The 17,675-nt window shown below is 23.3% G+C and carries 17 protein-coding genes and 2 pseudogenes; 13 read left to right on the forward strand and 6 right to left on the reverse strand.

Annotated features, from left to right (window positions below; translation table 4 throughout):
* Window positions 1-142: 142 nt before the first annotated feature.
* From AAHM99_RS01975 to AAHM99_RS01990, 4 genes are all read left to right on the forward strand, one after another.
* Window positions 143-814: an ATP-binding cassette domain-containing protein gene (locus AAHM99_RS01975; RefSeq protein WP_342275097.1), complete on the forward strand. Its 672-nt coding sequence runs from the start codon at window positions 143-145 to the stop codon at window positions 812-814.
* Between the two features lie 344 nt (window positions 815-1,158).
* Window positions 1,159-1,614, forward strand: a complete 456-nt coding sequence (locus tag AAHM99_RS01980; RefSeq protein ID WP_342275098.1) for a hypothetical protein — start codon at window positions 1,159-1,161, stop codon at window positions 1,612-1,614.
* Between the two features lie 89 nt (window positions 1,615-1,703).
* Window positions 1,704-2,027, forward strand: coding sequence for a hypothetical protein (locus AAHM99_RS01985; RefSeq protein ID WP_342275099.1), 324 nt, complete (start codon window positions 1,704-1,706; stop codon window positions 2,025-2,027).
* 321 nt (window positions 2,028-2,348) lie between these two features.
* Window positions 2,349-2,627, forward strand: coding sequence for a hypothetical protein (locus tag AAHM99_RS01990; protein WP_342275100.1), 279 nt, complete (start codon window positions 2,349-2,351; stop codon window positions 2,625-2,627).
* Between the two features lie 142 nt (window positions 2,628-2,769).
* On the opposite strand, the gene AAHM99_RS01995 is transcribed toward AAHM99_RS01990, so the two are convergent.
* From AAHM99_RS01995 to AAHM99_RS02010, 4 genes are all read right to left on the reverse strand, one after another.
* Window positions 2,770-2,937: a hypothetical protein gene (locus AAHM99_RS01995; RefSeq protein WP_342275101.1), complete on the reverse strand. Its 168-nt coding sequence runs from the start codon at window positions 2,935-2,937 to the stop codon at window positions 2,770-2,772.
* Window positions 2,888-3,625, reverse strand: a complete 738-nt coding sequence (locus AAHM99_RS02000) for an ATP-binding cassette domain-containing protein (protein WP_342275102.1) — start codon at window positions 3,623-3,625, stop codon at window positions 2,888-2,890. Before AAHM99_RS02000 ends, AAHM99_RS01995 begins: the two co-directional genes overlap by 50 nt.
* A gap of 99 nt (window positions 3,626-3,724) precedes the next feature.
* The gene (locus tag AAHM99_RS02005) at window positions 3,725-4,297 is read right to left on the reverse strand and encodes an ABC transporter transmembrane domain-containing protein (RefSeq protein ID WP_342275103.1); all 573 of its coding nucleotides are present in this window, start codon (window positions 4,295-4,297) and stop codon (window positions 3,725-3,727) included.
* On the reverse strand, window positions 4,255-4,623 hold the full coding sequence (locus AAHM99_RS02010; protein WP_342275104.1) for a hypothetical protein: 369 nt from the start codon (window positions 4,621-4,623) through the stop codon (window positions 4,255-4,257). The genes AAHM99_RS02005 and AAHM99_RS02010 overlap by 43 nt, the downstream gene beginning before the upstream one ends.
* Window positions 4,624-4,731: 108 nt before the next feature.
* Between AAHM99_RS02010 and AAHM99_RS02015 the strand changes: the two genes are divergently transcribed.
* Both AAHM99_RS02015 and AAHM99_RS02020 read left to right on the forward strand, forming a co-directional pair.
* Window positions 4,732-5,541, forward strand: coding sequence for a transposase (locus AAHM99_RS02015; protein ID WP_342275105.1), 810 nt, complete (start codon window positions 4,732-4,734; stop codon window positions 5,539-5,541).
* A gap of 88 nt (window positions 5,542-5,629) precedes the next feature.
* On the forward strand, window positions 5,630-5,959 hold the full coding sequence (locus AAHM99_RS02020) for a DDE-type integrase/transposase/recombinase (RefSeq protein ID WP_342275148.1): 330 nt from the start codon (window positions 5,630-5,632) through the stop codon (window positions 5,957-5,959).
* Window positions 5,960-5,995: 36 nt separating this feature from the next.
* Here AAHM99_RS02020 and AAHM99_RS02030 read toward each other — a convergent pair.
* Window positions 5,996-7,349: pseudogene (locus AAHM99_RS02030) on the reverse strand (transposase family protein).
* A 119-nt stretch (window positions 7,350-7,468) separates the two neighbouring features.
* Window positions 7,469-8,872, reverse strand: a pseudogene (locus AAHM99_RS05625) (ISNCY family transposase).
* Between the two features lie 272 nt (window positions 8,873-9,144).
* Here AAHM99_RS05625 and AAHM99_RS02045 point away from each other — a divergent pair.
* From AAHM99_RS02045 to AAHM99_RS02075, 7 genes are all read left to right on the forward strand, one after another.
* Complete coding sequence (locus AAHM99_RS02045) at window positions 9,145-10,998, forward strand: hypothetical protein (protein ID WP_342275110.1); 1,854 nt, start codon at window positions 9,145-9,147, stop codon at window positions 10,996-10,998.
* Between the two features lie 23 nt (window positions 10,999-11,021).
* Entirely contained in the window at window positions 11,022-11,954 is a 933-nt protein-coding gene (locus AAHM99_RS02050; protein WP_342275111.1) for an ATP-binding cassette domain-containing protein, read from the forward strand.
* Window positions 11,955-12,403: 449 nt separating this feature from the next.
* Window positions 12,404-14,239: a lipoprotein gene (locus tag AAHM99_RS02055; RefSeq protein WP_342275112.1), complete on the forward strand. Its 1,836-nt coding sequence runs from the start codon at window positions 12,404-12,406 to the stop codon at window positions 14,237-14,239.
* 513 nt (window positions 14,240-14,752) lie between these two features.
* Entirely contained in the window at window positions 14,753-15,037 is a 285-nt protein-coding gene (locus AAHM99_RS02060) for a hypothetical protein (protein ID WP_342275113.1), read from the forward strand.
* Between the two features lie 135 nt (window positions 15,038-15,172).
* Window positions 15,173-15,481, forward strand: coding sequence for a hypothetical protein (locus AAHM99_RS02065; protein WP_342275114.1), 309 nt, complete (start codon window positions 15,173-15,175; stop codon window positions 15,479-15,481).
* A gap of 297 nt (window positions 15,482-15,778) precedes the next feature.
* Entirely contained in the window at window positions 15,779-16,645 is an 867-nt protein-coding gene (locus AAHM99_RS02070; protein WP_342275115.1) for a lipoprotein, read from the forward strand.
* Window positions 16,638-17,540: a hypothetical protein gene (locus tag AAHM99_RS02075; protein ID WP_342275116.1), complete on the forward strand. Its 903-nt coding sequence runs from the start codon at window positions 16,638-16,640 to the stop codon at window positions 17,538-17,540. Before AAHM99_RS02070 ends, AAHM99_RS02075 begins: the two co-directional genes overlap by 8 nt.
* Window positions 17,541-17,675 lie beyond the last annotated feature (135 nt).

Consider the following 17,675-nt stretch of genomic DNA (forward strand, 5'->3'; position numbering starts at 1 on the left):
AGTGGTAGTGGTAAAACAGTGATTTTAAACTCCTTAATTGGAGCTACAAAAAAATATAGTGGTGATATTTTGATCGATAATCATAATCAGAAAAAAAATTGGTAATCATATTTTAAATAAACAAATTGGAATTTATATCCAAATGGACTTTTCATTATATGACATGAAAGCATATAATTTTTTAAAAACTATGGCATCAATTTATGGAGTTAAAAAAGAGTTAATTAATGAAAAAGTTAAATACTGAATGGAGTACTTTAATTTATGAGAATCAAAGGATAAAAGTCTTAGAAATTTTTCATGAGGAATGAAAAATAGAATAAATTTTATTTTATGCTTTTTAAAGGAACCCAATATAATTATAATGGATGAGCCAGGAGCAAATCTAGATTCAATTTGAAGGAATAAGGTTAAAAACTTATTAATTAAATTTAAAAATGAAGGAAAAACAATTATTTTTACAGTTCATAATATTGATGAGATGACTGATATAATTGATGACTATATTATCATCGAAAGAGGAAAACTAATATTTTTGGGATCAAAGGAAGAATTAAATATTTATAATAAATATAAAGTATTTTTAGATTCTGAATTTGAAGTTGAAGAACTAAGATCATTTTTAAATAAACGAAATATAAAAAGTTTTAAATTTGATTTACAAGAAAATTCAATTGTGATTGCTACAAATAATACAAAGGAAATTAATTGACTATTTTTATTTTTCTTGAAGAAAAATATTCCAATAAAAAATTTAGTGAAGCTACCAGTAAATATGGAGTCAATTAATAAAGCTTTAGAATCAAAAACTTAGCATTTAATGATAATAGTTTTTATATAATGCAAAATATATTTATCTAATATTTTAGAATTAATTTATATACCTATAAAAATATAAATGAAAATATTTTTATTTGATTCAAACATTTAATAGTTTATTAAATGTTTTTTTATATTTAATAAGTAATCAAAGTACTTTAAGTTTTTAATTTAAAAGAATATCTTTAATTAGTAAATATATAATAAAAATATTGCATTTATCAATTAGGGATGTTGGGCGGGCTATGAAAGAAAGAGAAATTACAATTAATATATGAAAAAATTATTAAATCTCTTCGGAATTTTATCACTATCATCAGTTAACTTACTTCAAAATTCTTGAGTGAAAATTCAAAAGAAGATATTAAAATATCAAATAAAATTAATCTACAACTGAATAGTAACTCTTGTGATTATTCAGATGTAATAAGAAGCTATAAAGAATTTATAGCCTATAAAAGTGATTCTTATATATCACGAGTTAATCAATTATCTTTAGATCAATGAACTGTAAATTTTTTATTCAATGCTTTTAGAGCTAATCCAAAATTGGATTATACAGATGTGGAGATTTTTTTATCTACTTCAATTTTAGACTTTTCTTATAGCAAAAATACCAAAGCAAAAGAGAAGATATCTAAAGCAATAATAAGTCATGATTTTAAATATGTCAATTATCAAATTGATGGAGTTTTTATAAAAGTGGAGGAAAGGAGATATGATTCACCTGGTTATGAATGATGAATTATTGGTTTAGAAGTAGCAATTTTGACACAGCAAAAAGACAATAGTTAGAACAGGAAATATACTCTGATATAAAATTTAGTAAAGCTTTAAACTTATCTGAACCTTTTGAAAGAAAGACAATTGAGAGTGGGGAATTAATGAATTATTATTCCATGCCAAGATTTGCATCAAATATCTCAATGCTCAAAGAAGATTTTGCTTATCTTTCTTTTCTTGATTCTAAAATGGATGGAATTCTAATTGATGAATATAATGAAATCTATCAAAGATATAACTACTCAAAAGCTTTTAATGGATCAGATTTATATCAATCATTTAAAACCTATGATTTAAAATGGAATGGAAATAATGAAAATGAGTATTATTTAAATACAGAATTACAAGAAACATTTACTTATCAAAAGTTAGATCCATCCATTTTTCTAATTAATGATACTGAAGTTAAATTAATTTTTAGATAAAACTCTGAATTTAAAAATAAATATGACATTTGATTAGAAAATAAACATCATTTTCAAAATTATTGTCCTTTTTTTGAAGAAACATCTATGACTTTTAATTTTAATTAAATAATAAAATAGCTTTTTTAATACATTAGAACTAAAAGAGGTTGAGAATGTATACAATAAAAAAATATTAGCAAGAGAAAAAAATCTTTCAAAGGAGAGAATGTTTCCTTCAATAGGGGGAAGTCCATTTTTAACAAGAATTATTTATGAAGACTTTCATAATGACTTTTGAGGAATGGAAGTCTATATAAATAGAGAAGCACCTAAGCTAATATGATTTGTATTGGAAAAGATAATAATCAACCTTTTATAAACATAGTAAGAGAATTATTAATGTTAGCAGCACCCGAATACTTTGAATACACAATTGAAGAACAAAATTTAATTGTAACTCAAATTGATGCAACAATTAGAAATAGATATGATAATCATCCAAATTATTTATCTCTTTTCTTTAATGAATTTTATTATAATGAAGAGGCTACCTTTGCAGTTTGAATTCAAGTAAAAAACTTTGAAATGGAGATCCTAATAATGTTGACTATGATATAGAAATTTGAGATTCTCCACCTCATAATTAGATAGCAAGATTTTAATAAATTTATATTTTTTATAACTAATATATAAAAAGTAAATATTTATTATGGGAATTAGATATTAAAAAAGCAGATTTAAAATCTGCTTTTTTAATAAACTATTTTGATAGTTGATATAAAGTTTTAAATAAACCTTCTATAGATATAAGTTTTTCAAAGTTTCCAGTTTCAACAATTCCCTGATCTTGTTCTAATACATAAATTTCATCAAAATTTTTAATTGTGCTTAATCGATGGGCAACTGAAATTGTTGTTATTCCTTCCATTAGTTTTTCTAACTTCTTTTTGAATCTCAGATTTAACAATACTATCAAGTGCACTTGTAGTTTCATCTAAAATTAATATTTCAAGATTTTTTAAAATAAGTCTTGCAATTACAAGCCTTTGTTTTTGACCACCACTTAATTGTGCCTCACGTTCAGATAGAATTGTTTCATATTGATTTGATCATTGCATAATTAATTCATGAATTTTTGCCTTTTTACCAGCTTCAATAATTTCTTCATTACTTTTATTTTCTAATCCATAGGCAACATTTTCAAAGATAGTACTACTTAAAATTTGTGACTGTTGATCGACATAACCAATCTTATCTAATCATGCTTTCATATTTAAATCCTTTAATTTCATTTTATTATTTATTAGAATTTCTCCTTGATGAGGATCATAGAAGCGCAATAATAATTTTGCTATTGTAGATTTCCCACTTCCTGTTGGTCCAACAAAAACATATTTTTTACCTTTGACTAATGTAACATTTAAATCTTTAATAACATGCTTATCAGTATCAGGATACATAAAATCAATATTTTTTAGTTCAGTAGAATTATTTTTTTCATTAAATTTTTCAATAGTAATTTCACTTTTTAGAAGTTCACTAACATTGTTAGCTGAAATTCTGGCATTGTGAACAGCTGAAATCACTTGTCTTAATTGCATAATTGGAAATATCATAACAATACACCTGTTGTAAAAGTAGTAATAATACTGATTAAGGATTGAGTATTATTATAAAATAGAAATACTCCAAAGATAATAGAAGCCATTGAGAAACTACCAATCCCTCCAATTATTAATGCAGAAGGGACTTCTGAAGCAAATAATTTTTTCTTTTCTTTTTTTTGAAACTCTTTCAATCATTTCATTAAAATGCTTTTTCTCATTTTTAAATGTTCTCATAGATTTTATTAATCTAATACTGTAAATTTTTTCACTAATATCGTTGTCTAAATTTTGTGTAATTTTGCTATTTTTTTTAGTAGCACTATTTGATATTAAAATAGTGATAAAGATTATTATCATAAATGCTAATAATAATCCAAAGACACAAAGTGCTAATTTTCAACTAATATTAAACATTAGAATAGCTGAAAATAGAATTGTAACTGTTAAAAGTAAATAAATAATTGGAGCTTCTTTAATAAAGGAAGCCACAATTGAACTGTCCTTAACAATAGTTGAGATCAATTGACCTGCTTTATTAGAATTAAAATAATTTAAATCTTGATTAACTATTTTATTAATTAATTTATCTTTTAATTGATTTTCATATGCTTGAGCAATATAGCCACTTACAATAAAGTTTAAGTAAGAAAGTATAACAACAAAAATAACATCAACAATCATTGAATAGGCAAGAGTGAATAGTTTAAAAGCCCTCCTAAAATCTTAATATAAAGTTTGTTACCATCATAATAAACAAAATCATAAAAAAACTTTTGAATGATTTGTTCATAGACATTAGAACCTAGTGATATTGTACTAAGCATTTGTTCTAATTGATCTTGTGTAATTTGAACTCCAATTTCTTGAACTATTTCATAGATATCTGTTGAATTAATTGATTGCATAGAATCAAGTACAATTTTTGATACTAATAAAGCTGTAATAAGTTCAGTTACTTTAATATTTCATATGAATAATCAGGTAATTGAAATTGTTAAAGTTAACATTAAAAAAGTTAATGGTATGGGGGGTCTAAGTACATAGGTCTCCCAATTTTTGCGTTTTATAATTCCGAACAAGATTATAATTGTATTAGCAAGAAAGGTTGTATCTAAATGAAATATTCAAATGAGTTAAAAATTCAAGTTGTTAATGATTATATTAATGGAATTAAATTAAAAGATATTGCAATTAAATATAATCTAAAAGCTAATTCAAGTATTTTAGATTGATATCAAAAATATCATGAGTCATCTGATATTAAAGTATTTGATAGGAAAAAACTTAATAAAACCAATAAAGTTAGACTTAAAAATAAAGTTAGCAAATATAGTAAAGAGAATAAAGAATTGAAAAAGAGGCTTTTTGAATTAGAAGAACAAATTAAACGAAGTGCTTATTTAATAGAACTTAAGAAGGAAAAGAAGAAAAGAGAACAAGCAGAGAAGGAAGGTGAGTTATTAAAAAAGTCCATAGCATCATTTCTAATAGGTTATCAAAAGGTTAATAAAAAGACATATACAAAAAAAGATATAAATCAGATATATCAAACAGTATATGAATTATCATTAATGGGAAATGATGCAAAAAAAACTATTCTAATTTATGATGTTGGTTATCGTAGTTATACTAATTGAATTAAAAGAGGAAAACCCGAATATAAAAGACAATATCATCTTCATGCCAAAGAGGCTGTAGAAAGTATTTATTCAAGGAAGGACGGTATATTTGGTGCTGAAAAAGCTAGATTAAAGATATTAAAAGACTTCAATATAAATCTTTCTAGAGAGACAATTATTGAACTTAGAACAGATGTTTTATTAAAATTAAAAAAAGAAATAGCATCCTCTAAATCAAAAACAAGAATGGGAATAAGTACTCATAAGAAATATAACCTCATTAGATCTTATAAAAGGAGATTATAGCTCTAATAAATATTTAGAAAAGATTGGAATTGATGGTACATGATTTAAAAATATTTATATTGGAAGAGTTAAAACAAAACGCTTATTTTTACCTGCATATGACTTTTACTCTAATGAAATTAGTTCATATTCAGTTGGCAACTCTGAAAATATACTAGTAACTCTTGAAATGCTAGAAGGTTTAGTAAGAAAAATGGATTTAGTTAGAATAAAGAAAATTATTATGCATAGTGATTTAGGTTCTGCATTTACAAGTAAAGAAACAGAAAAATTTTGTAAGCAGCATAATATAATTAGATCAAATTCAGCATCAAGATTTAAAGGTAATCAATTTGTAGAACAAACACATAGATGAGTCAAAAAGTATTTTTATTTAATATTTGGTAATAAATTTAATAATGATCAACATTTTATGTAGATAATAAGCGATTATGTCCCAAAATACAAGATTTATCTAATAAATAGATCTTGTATTTTTTCTTTTTCTATCAAAAAAAATATCAGTTAGTTGCTTTCCAAGGAGAGTCAATTTTGGGTACTTTAGTAGTTTCAAATTCTTCATTAGATAGTGTTTTAATATTTCCATGTAAGCGTTCATCTTCAACTTGAATAAGATTGTAAATGTCATTTCCAATTAATGCATAATGTTTTTTATTTATTGTTTCCATAATCATTACTTTTAATTTTGGTTTAAAGTAAATTGGAGTATAGCCCTTACATATAAATCACTTATCTTTTTTAAAACTAATACTATGACCATTATCAATAATTCTTTCACTTCGATAAGAGAAAACAATATCTTCATCTTGATCAAACTTTCTAGTTACTGATTCTAATTGGTCTAAAGGTATTGAAAAATCTTGATTGTATTATTGAATAAGATGGGGTAAATAATCATTTAACTGATCAATATTTTTTAAATCTAAGAGTCTAATTATTTGAGGTCATCTTCTTTGTAATGTTCCAAAAGTTCTTTCAACTAATGCTTTTTCTTGGGGAATTGAAGTTGTTTTTGTATTTACTCCTAAAGAGTGAAAAATAAATTGTAATTGTGTATTTGAAACACTATCACCAAAGTGATCACGATTATTTTTACTACTAAAAACATTTCGATTATCACTAACATTTAATTTTGGTAAACCATAATGTTTAAAGGCTTTTTTATAGATATTATAATAACTTTCAGTAGTTTCTTGTTCGCTGAAATAGCCTGCCAAAATTCTTTTACTAGCTTTATCAATTACAATATGCAAATGACATTTTAAATTTTTAATTCACTGATGATTTGAAGCATCAGTTTCAAATATCTCTCCAAATTTTACAATTTTCTTTTGCGTAGGATGGGGTTTGCTTGTTATAATTGATTTTGAAAGATACTCGCTTGTTAAATTTTCTTGGTTTCCGGCCTTTAAATTTTTACGAATATCTTTTTTTGTTTTTCTGTTAAGAGTCTCAATTAAAATATTTTCTTCTATTAATATGTGCCTAATTGCAGAGTAACTTATTTTCTTTTTTCAAGTTAGTTCTCAATAATGTTTAATACTAAAGTCATAATACTTTGTTTGAAATAGTTCAATTATTTCATCTTTAAATAACTGTGAAATTTTATTTATAGGTATTTTATTTGTATTTTTATGAATAAAAACTTTTGCTCCAATTTCTTGATATTCTTTAAGTTTTCTTCTTGTGTGTCTAACACTATAACCTAATTTAAAGGCTGTATTTTTAATAGAGTCTTTTCTTAAAGATAATTGTTTAATTAATCTTAGTTGTTCTTGTTTCATGGTATTTAATAGTAGTCCTTTCATAAAACCTCCATTTATTGATTATAAAGGAGGACAAAGTCGCTTGTTAATATGTAGGGACATAATCGCTTATTACTCATAATGTCAATAACAAATGAAAATGTCTCAAAATCGTAGATTTATTAAACTGTAAATCTACGATTTTTATATTGTTCCTTTCATGTTTTAGAAAAGTAAATATAATTTGTATATCTAAAGTGATTAGATGGAACACTAGGTTTTTTAATTTTAGACTCAGTTTTTTTAACTTCATTAACCTGACCAACTGGTGTATTTTTAGTTTTGACTTCCACTAATCTATAGAACTTATCTGTATAATTTGCATAGAGCTCATTATCATATGTTTCAGTTATTAGTAATTTTGTTTTACTTGCAAAAGTTGTTATATCGTATCCATCATATGTTAAATATGTTTTTGTTTTATATTTAATTATTCCACCTTTATGAACTTGTCTTTCTTCTCTTCTAGCTAAAACAAAATTAATATCCGTATTTTTATTTCAAATTTTCATTTTATTTTTGTTATTATCAATTTGAGTAGAGAACTTGTGATTAAAATTAGGTATGAAAACATTAATTAAGTAATCATTGGCCTGCTCAATAGTTTTGATATTGAATTGTCTTAGTTCTTGGGGAAGTCGTTTTTGAAAAGAACCTCAAAGACGTTCAATCTTGCCTTTGGTTTGCGCGCAACTAGTACTTGTTAGCTTAATTCCAAGTTGTTGACACGTAAAGGCATACTGTATATTAGAGTCTGTTTCAGTAGACTCTTTTTCTTTTGTCTTATAATAAAATACTGTTCTTTAATCTGTAAGTATTTCCTCAGGAGTTCCATAATTTAGAAACATTTGTTTTGTAGCTGTATAATATCCAAATAATGTTTCTTGATAATCAAAATAACCTGCTAATACTTTTCCTGTTGAGTCATCAATGAAAGCATGTAGCGATCATTTTTCATTGGTTACTCAATTATGGCTACATGCGTCTGTTTGAATTCTTTCTCCAAAATATTCCTTTCTATTTTGCATGGGTCTACATTCTTCTAAACTAATAATCTTATCTTTAAAAAACTCTTGTTCCTTATTTGTTAATTTATTTTCTAAGGACTTTTGTCTTAATTGTCTAATTAATTCTTTTCTAGTTGATCTGTGCATATAAGGGGAGTAAACCTCATTTTTAAATAATAAATCTCTTAAGTAAGTGTAACTAACTTTTAAATCTTCATATTCTTCTAAGGATTCTTTGAAATGAACTAGATTATAGTCATGATATTTTTCATTTCTCAAATTTAATATTTTTTGTTCAATTTCATAGGGTGTAGATCTATTTGATAATTTACCTCAGTTTTTATGTATAAATGCAGATATACCTTCATTTGATAATCTTTTAATATTTCTATTAATTGTTCCTCGTGTGCAGTTAAGAATTTGCTCTGCTCTCATTTTTGTTATTTCCCCAGAAATAACTTTTTTAATTGTTTTATATTTTAAATTCTCCATATAACTTAATTTCCTTTTTAATTTCATAATTTGTTACCTCTAATACTTAATTGTAATTGGAGGATATCAATATTTATATAAATATTGGGACATTTCTATTTGTTATACATTGAGACATTATCATATGTTATTTACAAATATCATATGTTATTTACAACTTGCTATTGATTTTTTATTGGAATTCTAGTATTATATTTTATAAAGGGTAAAATAATTATGTTTTTCTAATTTTCATAAACTAGAAAATAATATATCTAGATTATGTCGTTTATTAAAACTTGATTTTAAGGGTAAAATATATGAAAGATATTAAGCAAAATATAAGTTTTTTTACTATTTTTAAATATCAATTTAAAAGTATTTTTAGAGAAAAAACTTTTTTAATAATGTATTTAATATCAATTAGTTTATCAGTTCTTGTAGGTATTATTTTAATGATATTCAAAACATCAGATATGAAAATGATAGTTTTTAATTATTATGTACTAATACATACATGTGCAATTGTAATTCTAATTTCAATGAGATTGCTAAATTATTTTTTTTATGTTAAGAAAACAGATAAAACAATAAACATAATCTCAACTCAACATTTGAAAAGGTCAAAGATTTTTGTTGCAACAAATGCAGTTATTTGAGTTTATTGCTTTTTATTATTTACAATTAATTATTTAATTATTGCAATAGCAAATATTAGTAGTCTTGTTATTTTTAAAGCAGCAACTGTCTATACATTATATTTATTTTTAATTATAATACTATTATCAAATTTTATATTATTCTTATTAGCTGTTCTTTCTCCACAAGCAACAATAGTTATAGTTACTTTAATTATGTCTTTTAGTTTTATTTCATCATTACCTTATCAATTTTTAAAAACATCAGAAAAGACACAAAATTTAACTTTTTCTGGACAATCAGGTAATGTGCTTTTAAAAGTAGACAGTATTTATAACTCATTTGATTTAGTTTCTTATGTAAATAAATCTGAAATTGCATATCCAAATTTAAGTAAGTATATTGTTGATCATTTTTTAGAGCAAAAATATAGAATTAGTACAATAAATACAGATGAAAATATAGATAATAGAAAAAGACTTTGAAATGATTTAGGTATTATTGATGATGAACCTTTAAAAATTCGTTTTGATGCAAAAATTTCATCAGTTCCTTTTGATTCTGAAATTTCAGATTGAAAATATGATGATAAAATAAGAGTAGAAACCTATTTAAAATATAAGTTTATTAGTATAAAAGAATTGGAAACTTTAATTGAAAATACTAATCCAAGCACTTATGGTTATAATAAGTTTAATATTTTAAGTGAATTATTAGAATTTAATAATTTCATTAATTCATATATAAATAATTTTCAAGAAAAATTTTATTATTTATTTGATGATTATATTCAACTTGAGTCATGTGATACAAATAATATTGGTACTTGCTGAGAATCAACTGATGAACAGGGAAATGTTGTTACACAAAAAAATGGTTATATAGAATTAATTAATAGTGCAAATAATACTTATGAAGGGGAAATATTACCTGCAAAAAGAGGTTTTAAAAGATCTTATTTAAGAGACATCTATCAAAATCACTTCATGAACTTAAATGGATTAAGAATTCAACGAAGTGATGGAGAGAGAATTATTGAAGGGGATATGGATGAAAACTATAACTCAAGTGAAAACTTTTACTCATCAATTTATAATCCATTAATGTTTACTACTAGAATATTGGAAGACTATTTTATAAATTATACTTCAAACTATGTTATTGCAACAACATACCAACTTGATCAATCAACTGAAGATTGAAAGAAATATCTTTCTACAAGAACAGTTTATAATACATTCTTTAATTTTAATTTCTTATCAAATGTACTTGTAAACTATACATATTATGCTGGAATGAGCTATGATGATATTTGATTTGATCCAAATTTAAAATCTAATATTGAATTAGAATCACAAAAAAATTTACTATTGCCATATAAAACTTATAATCTAACGGTAAAAAATGGTTTAATAGATCCACAATCTTATGATAAAGGTATAGATACATATTGGTATTTAATAGCTCAAGTTGCGATTAGTTTAGTTCTATATTTTATTGCTTTTTATAAATTTAATTCTTCAGATTTACAATAATAAAGAAAAAGGGGTGGCAAAATATGAAAAATTTAATTGTCTTTGACAAATTTATTAAAAAATTTAAATCCAATGCAATTGGACCAATAAGTTTTCAAATTGGAAAAGGAAGAATTTCAGGTCTTTTAGGTACAAGTGGTAGTGGAAAAACAGTTCTTTTAAATTCTTTATTAGGTATAATTAAAAAATATAAAGGTAAAATAACAATTGATAATATAAAAAGAAAGTCACCAAAATATCATAAATCAAATAGAGTGATTGGTTATTATACTCAAATGGACTTTGCTTTACATGATATATCTGCTTATAATTTCCTAAAAGATAGTTGTATGATAATGGGTGTAAAAAATAATAAAGTGAATGAGAAAGTAAAATACTGAATGCAATATTTCGATGTTTGAGAACATCGTAAGAAAAAGGTAAAGGATTTTTCATGAGGAATGAAAAATCGTATGAATTTAATTCTTTGCTTTATAAAAGATCCAGAAATTATTATTATGGATGAACCTGGAGCTAATTTAGATTCTTATTGAAGAAATAAAGTAAAAAATTTATTAATTGAGTTTAAAAATCAAGGTAAGACAATTATAATTACTGTTCATAATATCGATGAAATTTCAGATATTATTGATGATTATGTAATTTTGGAAAATGGTAAAAAAATATTTGAAGGTTCAACTGACGAATTAAGTTTATATCCAAAATACAAAATATTTATTAAAGATTTCTTTGATGTGGAAGCATTTAGAAAATATTTACTGCAAGAAAATATTAGATCATTTAAGTATGATGAAGTTGAGAATTCTTTAGTAATTGCAGCACAAACTTATCGCCAAATTAATTATTTATTTTTATATTTAATTAAAAATAATTTACCGTTGGTTAATCTTGTGAAATTACCAATAAATATGGAGTCAATTCATAAAGCCTTAGAAAATAGAGATATCAAAAATTAATTTAATTATAAATAAGATTAGACAATCTAAAGGGATTAAACGTCTCAATAAAGGGTTGTTTTTTTATGCCAAAAATAATAAATAAAAAATGATATTAGAAAATATCGAAATTGAGAAGGTTAGAATAAAGTAACTTAAATCCTTAAAAAGATGATAGCAAAAATACTTGCTTTTATGAAATTATGGAAATATTTTTGATTAATTAAAGAATTCTAAATTTAAATCAAAAAATTCACTTTATAGATAAATAATAATCAAAGTTACACTTATTTAGATATAAGACTCACAATTTATATAACAATTAATTATGAGTCTCTTTTAAAATTACCATTTATATGCAAGTATTTTAAAAATCTTTTTAAACTTCTATTAGTATTTAAAATCCTAGGTTTTTTTTTAAATAAGTATATAGTAAAATCTATGATTATAAAATAATCAAAGGAGAAATTATGAGAAAATTATTAAGCTTATTAGGAGCAGTTAGTTTAGTTGCTACAACTAGTGCAACTGTAGTTGCATGTGGAAATGGTGAAACTAAGCCTTCACCGGGAATAGAATATGACAAACTAGTTAAAGACCTTAATCAAGATGTTAATAAAATTTTTGTAGATCATTTACAAAATAATGTTTATGATAAATTAATTGGTTTAACTATTGGCGAGAAGGAGAATAAGTTTTTAAATAAAACTACTATAAAAACATTTAAGGGTAAAAATGCAGATGAAATTGGACAAAAAAACTTAGATCTTTTAGTTGAAGATATTAATAGAATATTAGAAGTTAGTCAATTGGAAACTGAATTAAATAAATTAAAACTTGTCAATGAGTATAATATTCTTTTAAATGATGTAAATACCTTATACAAAGGAATTGTTTTTGATTGAAATAGTTTATATATTAATACAAATGAAAGTAAAGAATTATATTTAGCTAATGTTTTATTAGACTATAAAATAGAAGTTCAATATAAAGGCGAAAAGGAAATTGAACTTTTAACAATTAATGATTCTTTTAAATATACTTTAACAAATGATGCAACACTAAAAGAATCATCTGATAATTTTTATCAAAATATTACAAAGGATTATTTTTCATCACAAGACTCAGATGCCATAAAATACTCAAATTTACTTTGAAATGATATTAACGTATCAAAAAGTGAATCAGATGGATATGGAAATATTGATGAAGAATTAGATAATTATTGAAATAATACCGCACAAAATAATGGCTTTAAAGAGTCTATTACTAAGTTTATCAAAACTAATTATTTTAGTGAATTGTCAACGTTACCACTATCTTTTGAAACAGATAATTTTTACAAAGGTTCAGAATTAAGTAAAACATCTCTATTTAATTCTATTAATCATACAAGATCTTATGATTATAAAGAATCAATTAAATTTGATTATAAAACTGAAAAAGGTCAATTAATGTTGGAAAGTATTTTTAGAAAAAATCCTGACATTAATCCAACAGAATTTATATTAAGAGAAAATTATTTTACTGAAAATAATCTTAAGGTTTGAAAAAAGGAATATGATAGATTAAAAGAAAATTTTATTAAAGAACTAAATTTAAACTTAAATGAAGAGTTTAAACAAACTGAGGAATATAAAAAATCATTTTCAATGAATTATGTCAACTTAACTGGACTTTCAATTAATTTTCCTGATCAAGAATATATTCATTATTTACCTGACTTTAAAATAGCTACTAATTATATAATTGATTCAAATCAAAACTCAAAAAAAATGTTGGATAATATGACTGAGTTTTCTATCAATTCAATTAAGGCTTTTCATGCAGTTTATGGTGTAGATTATGATTATAAATATTTGGATAATAATAACTCCAAAGATGATATTTTAATGGCTCTTAAGAAATCTGAATTTACAGATGCAATGGATTTTAATCTTGTTGGAGTGGGTGGAATGGAGAATATGAATCCAGTTTTATCATTAGATAATAATAATTTAAAATCTTATAGAAATGATCTTTTACATTTATCAAACTTACCATCAAGTTCGTTATATTTATTTGATTCTAGACGTACTAACTACAGTGGTGATGTGCCTAACATTATAATTCGTAGTAAATATTGAAGAGTTTATGATAGGGAAAAAGGAATAATTACAAAACCATATAGCGAAACTATGAATGAACCATTTGTTAATGAAAAATTATTTTATTGAAATTTAGGTTATTTAAATATGCATTTTGATTTAGATCAAATAATTGATGGAGCAAAAAAAGAAGAAAAATACTTTATTGTATTTTCATAAATAATATTTGTATCTTTAATTATAAATATTACTTTTAATTTATGCATTCTTATCAATTATAAAAATATTTTTTACAAAGAAAATATTATAACTAAATTTTAATAGTTTGCAGATATTGCAAACTATTTTTTATTAATATAATTCTCTTTGTATACATAATGTTAAAAAAACATAAAATGTGTACAAAGAGAATTTTTTTATATATCAAATTTTACAGATAATAAATAAAATATGTTAAGTATTAAACAAAAGCAAGAGTTAGTAAACACTATAATGAAAATAGAACTTTTAAAGAGCTTTCAATTGAATATGGTGTATCTTATTCAACAACAAGAAAGTTTGGCATAAATTATAAAATATATAGATTTGAGTGTTTAATTTCAAAAACAGGAAAGCACAACAAGCATTCTAGCGCTAGACCAAATTCTTTAGATTCAAAAAATAAGAAACTAGCAATTCTTAAAAAGAAGATTAAATGCTTAGAAATGAAAAATGAAGTTATAAAAAAGGTTGATGAGAGGATGGAAAATAAAAAAAATAAATTATATTTATAAAATCATAGAGGAATTTAAATATAGTATTTCAGATTTATGTAAATTTTTAAAAATTACTTGATCAAGTTACTATAGGTGAGTTAGCAATTGTAAAAAGGATCATATTCTAAAAATAGACATTAATATTGTAAAAGAAATAAAGTTTCTATTTTTTAAATATAAAGTTATTAATGGTAGTCCAAGAATAAGAATGTTTTTAAAAAATAAGGAAATAAAGATTAGTCAAAATAAAGAGCAAGAATAAGGAGAATATATAAGATGTATTCAGGAATTAGAATTAAAAAAGAGGATTATAAAACCTAAGGAAAAGAAAAGTATTACTCATGAACCTAATATTGTTAATAGAAAATAGGAAGTTTATGAGAAGAATAAATGCTGAGTGACTAATATTACTTATTTACCATTAAATAATAAATTTACTTATCTTAACTCAAAGTATAAAATTTTTATAAAAGATATTTTTGATGTTCAATCTTTTAAAAATTATTTATTACAAGAAAATATATTATCATTTAAATTTGATGCCTATGAAAAATCATTAGTAATTGCAGTACAAACTTATCGTCAGATTAATTATTTATTTTTATATTTAATTAAAAATAATTTACCATTAGTTAATCTTGTGAAATTACCAATAAATATGGAGTCAATTCATAAAGCCTTAGAAAATAGAGATATCAAAAATTAATTTAATTAAAAATAAGATTAGACAATCTAAAGGGATTAAACGTCTCAATAAAAGGTTGTTTTTTTATGCCAAAAATAATAAATAAAAAAGGTATTCGAAAATTATCGAGATTGAAAAAGTTATAATAAAGTAGCTTAAAACCTTAAAACGCTGATAGAAAAAATACACTTGTTTAGATAAGAGACTCACAATTAATTGTTAAATAAATTGTGAGTCTATTTTAAAATTTCCGTTTATATTCCAATATTTTAAAAATATTTTTAGACTTCTATTAGTATTTATAATCAAGGAGAAAACATGAAAAAATTATTAAGTTTATTAGGAGCAGTTGCACTAGTTGCATCAACAAGTGCAACTGTAATTGCTTGTGGTAATATTGATCCAGAACCACCAATAATTGATTATGAATCACTTGTAAATAAATTAGAAAAAGATGTTAATAAAATATATGCAGAGCATTTGCAAAACAATGTTTATAAAAATATGATTGGCTTAACTATTAATAATAATAAATTTTTAAATCAAGCTACTATTAAAAAATTTAAGGGAAAAAACGCAAAGGAAATAGGTGAAACAAACTTAACTCTTTTAGCTGAAGATATTACTAGAATATTGGACATTAGGGAGTTAGAAAAAAAATTAAATGAATTAAAGCTTGTTAATGAGTATAATACTATATTAAATGATGTAAATACTTTATATAAAGGTATTATTTTTGATTGACAAACATTAGAGATTAATTCAATTGAAAAAGAAGAACTATATCTAGCAAATGTTGTATTGGACTTTAAAATAGAAATCCAATACAAAGGTGAAAAAGAAATTGAACTTTTAAAAATTAGCGATTCTTTTAAATATACTTTAACAAATGATGCAACTTTAAAAGCCTCATCTGATAAATTTTATGAAAATATTACAAAAGATTATTTTTCTTCAAAAGAATCTGATGCTAAAAAATACTCAAATTTACTTTGAACTAATATTAAGGGTTCAAAAAATAATTTAGATGGTTATGGAAATGTAACTAATGAAATAAATAATTATTGAAATAATACTGCCCAAACAAATGGATTTAAGGAATCTTTTACTAACTTTGTTAAAGCTAATTATTTTAGTAAATTGCCAACATTACCTCTATCTTTTGTAGCAATTTTTATTGTATAAGGATAATGAATCAATTAAAATTGATTATAAAAGTCAAGAGGGAAAGTTAATTTTAGAGAGTATTTTTAGAAAAGATCCAGAAAATAACTTAACTAGAAATATATTAAGAGAAAATTATTTCAATGAAAAAAACTTTTATCTTTGAAAAAGGGATTACGAGATATTAAAGGAGAATTTTATTAAGGAATTAAAGGTAGATGTAAATCAATTTAAATCTACAATGGAATATAATAGTTCATTTTCAATGGGTTATGTAAACATGACTGGATTGACAATTAATTTTACTGAAGATTCTTATATTCATTATTTACCTGACTTTAAATTGGCTATTAATTATATGATTAATTTAAGCCCGAAAACAGATGAAATGTTAGATGATATTAATGAGTTCTCTATAAACTCAATCAAAGCTTTTCATCATACTTTTGGTGTTGATTATAATTATAAATACTCTGAATATAATTCTGAAGAAGATATTTTAATGGCTTTAAAAAAATCTGATTTCACAAAATCATTAAGTTTTGATACAATTGAAGATAATTCTGGTCAGACTGCTCAAATAAATTCAACATTAGGATTAAGAAGAGGAAATAAACAAAAAAATAATAAAAGTAAAATGCTTAATTTTGCTAATTTACCATTAAATTCTATATATCAATTTGATTTTAGAAATGTTACTCGTGCAATTCTTAATGATTATCGTCTTAATACGGAATACAATAGTTATTATGAAAATAGTAAAGGAATAACTTTTAAAAAAAATGGTAATCCAAGTTCACAAAATTATCAAATAATGTATTGAAATTTAGGATATTTTAATTTTTATATTGATTTAGATCAAATAATTGTTGCAGCTAGAGATGTAGATGAGAAAGAGTTTATTGTATTTTCATAATAATTAAAATATTGTCTCTTATAAAGAAAAGTTAATATTTTTAGCTATACAAATTTGTATGGCTTTTTATATATAACTGGTAGATTTATTAATAGTAGAAAAAGGTAACTTTAGGTTTTTAATTATCTATAAGAT

Origin of the sequence: Spiroplasma endosymbiont of Cantharis lateralis, from assembly GCF_964030855.1 — a bacterium.
In the GTDB taxonomy this organism is placed as follows: Bacteria; Bacillota_I; Bacilli_A; order Mycoplasmatales; family Mycoplasmataceae; genus Spiroplasma_A.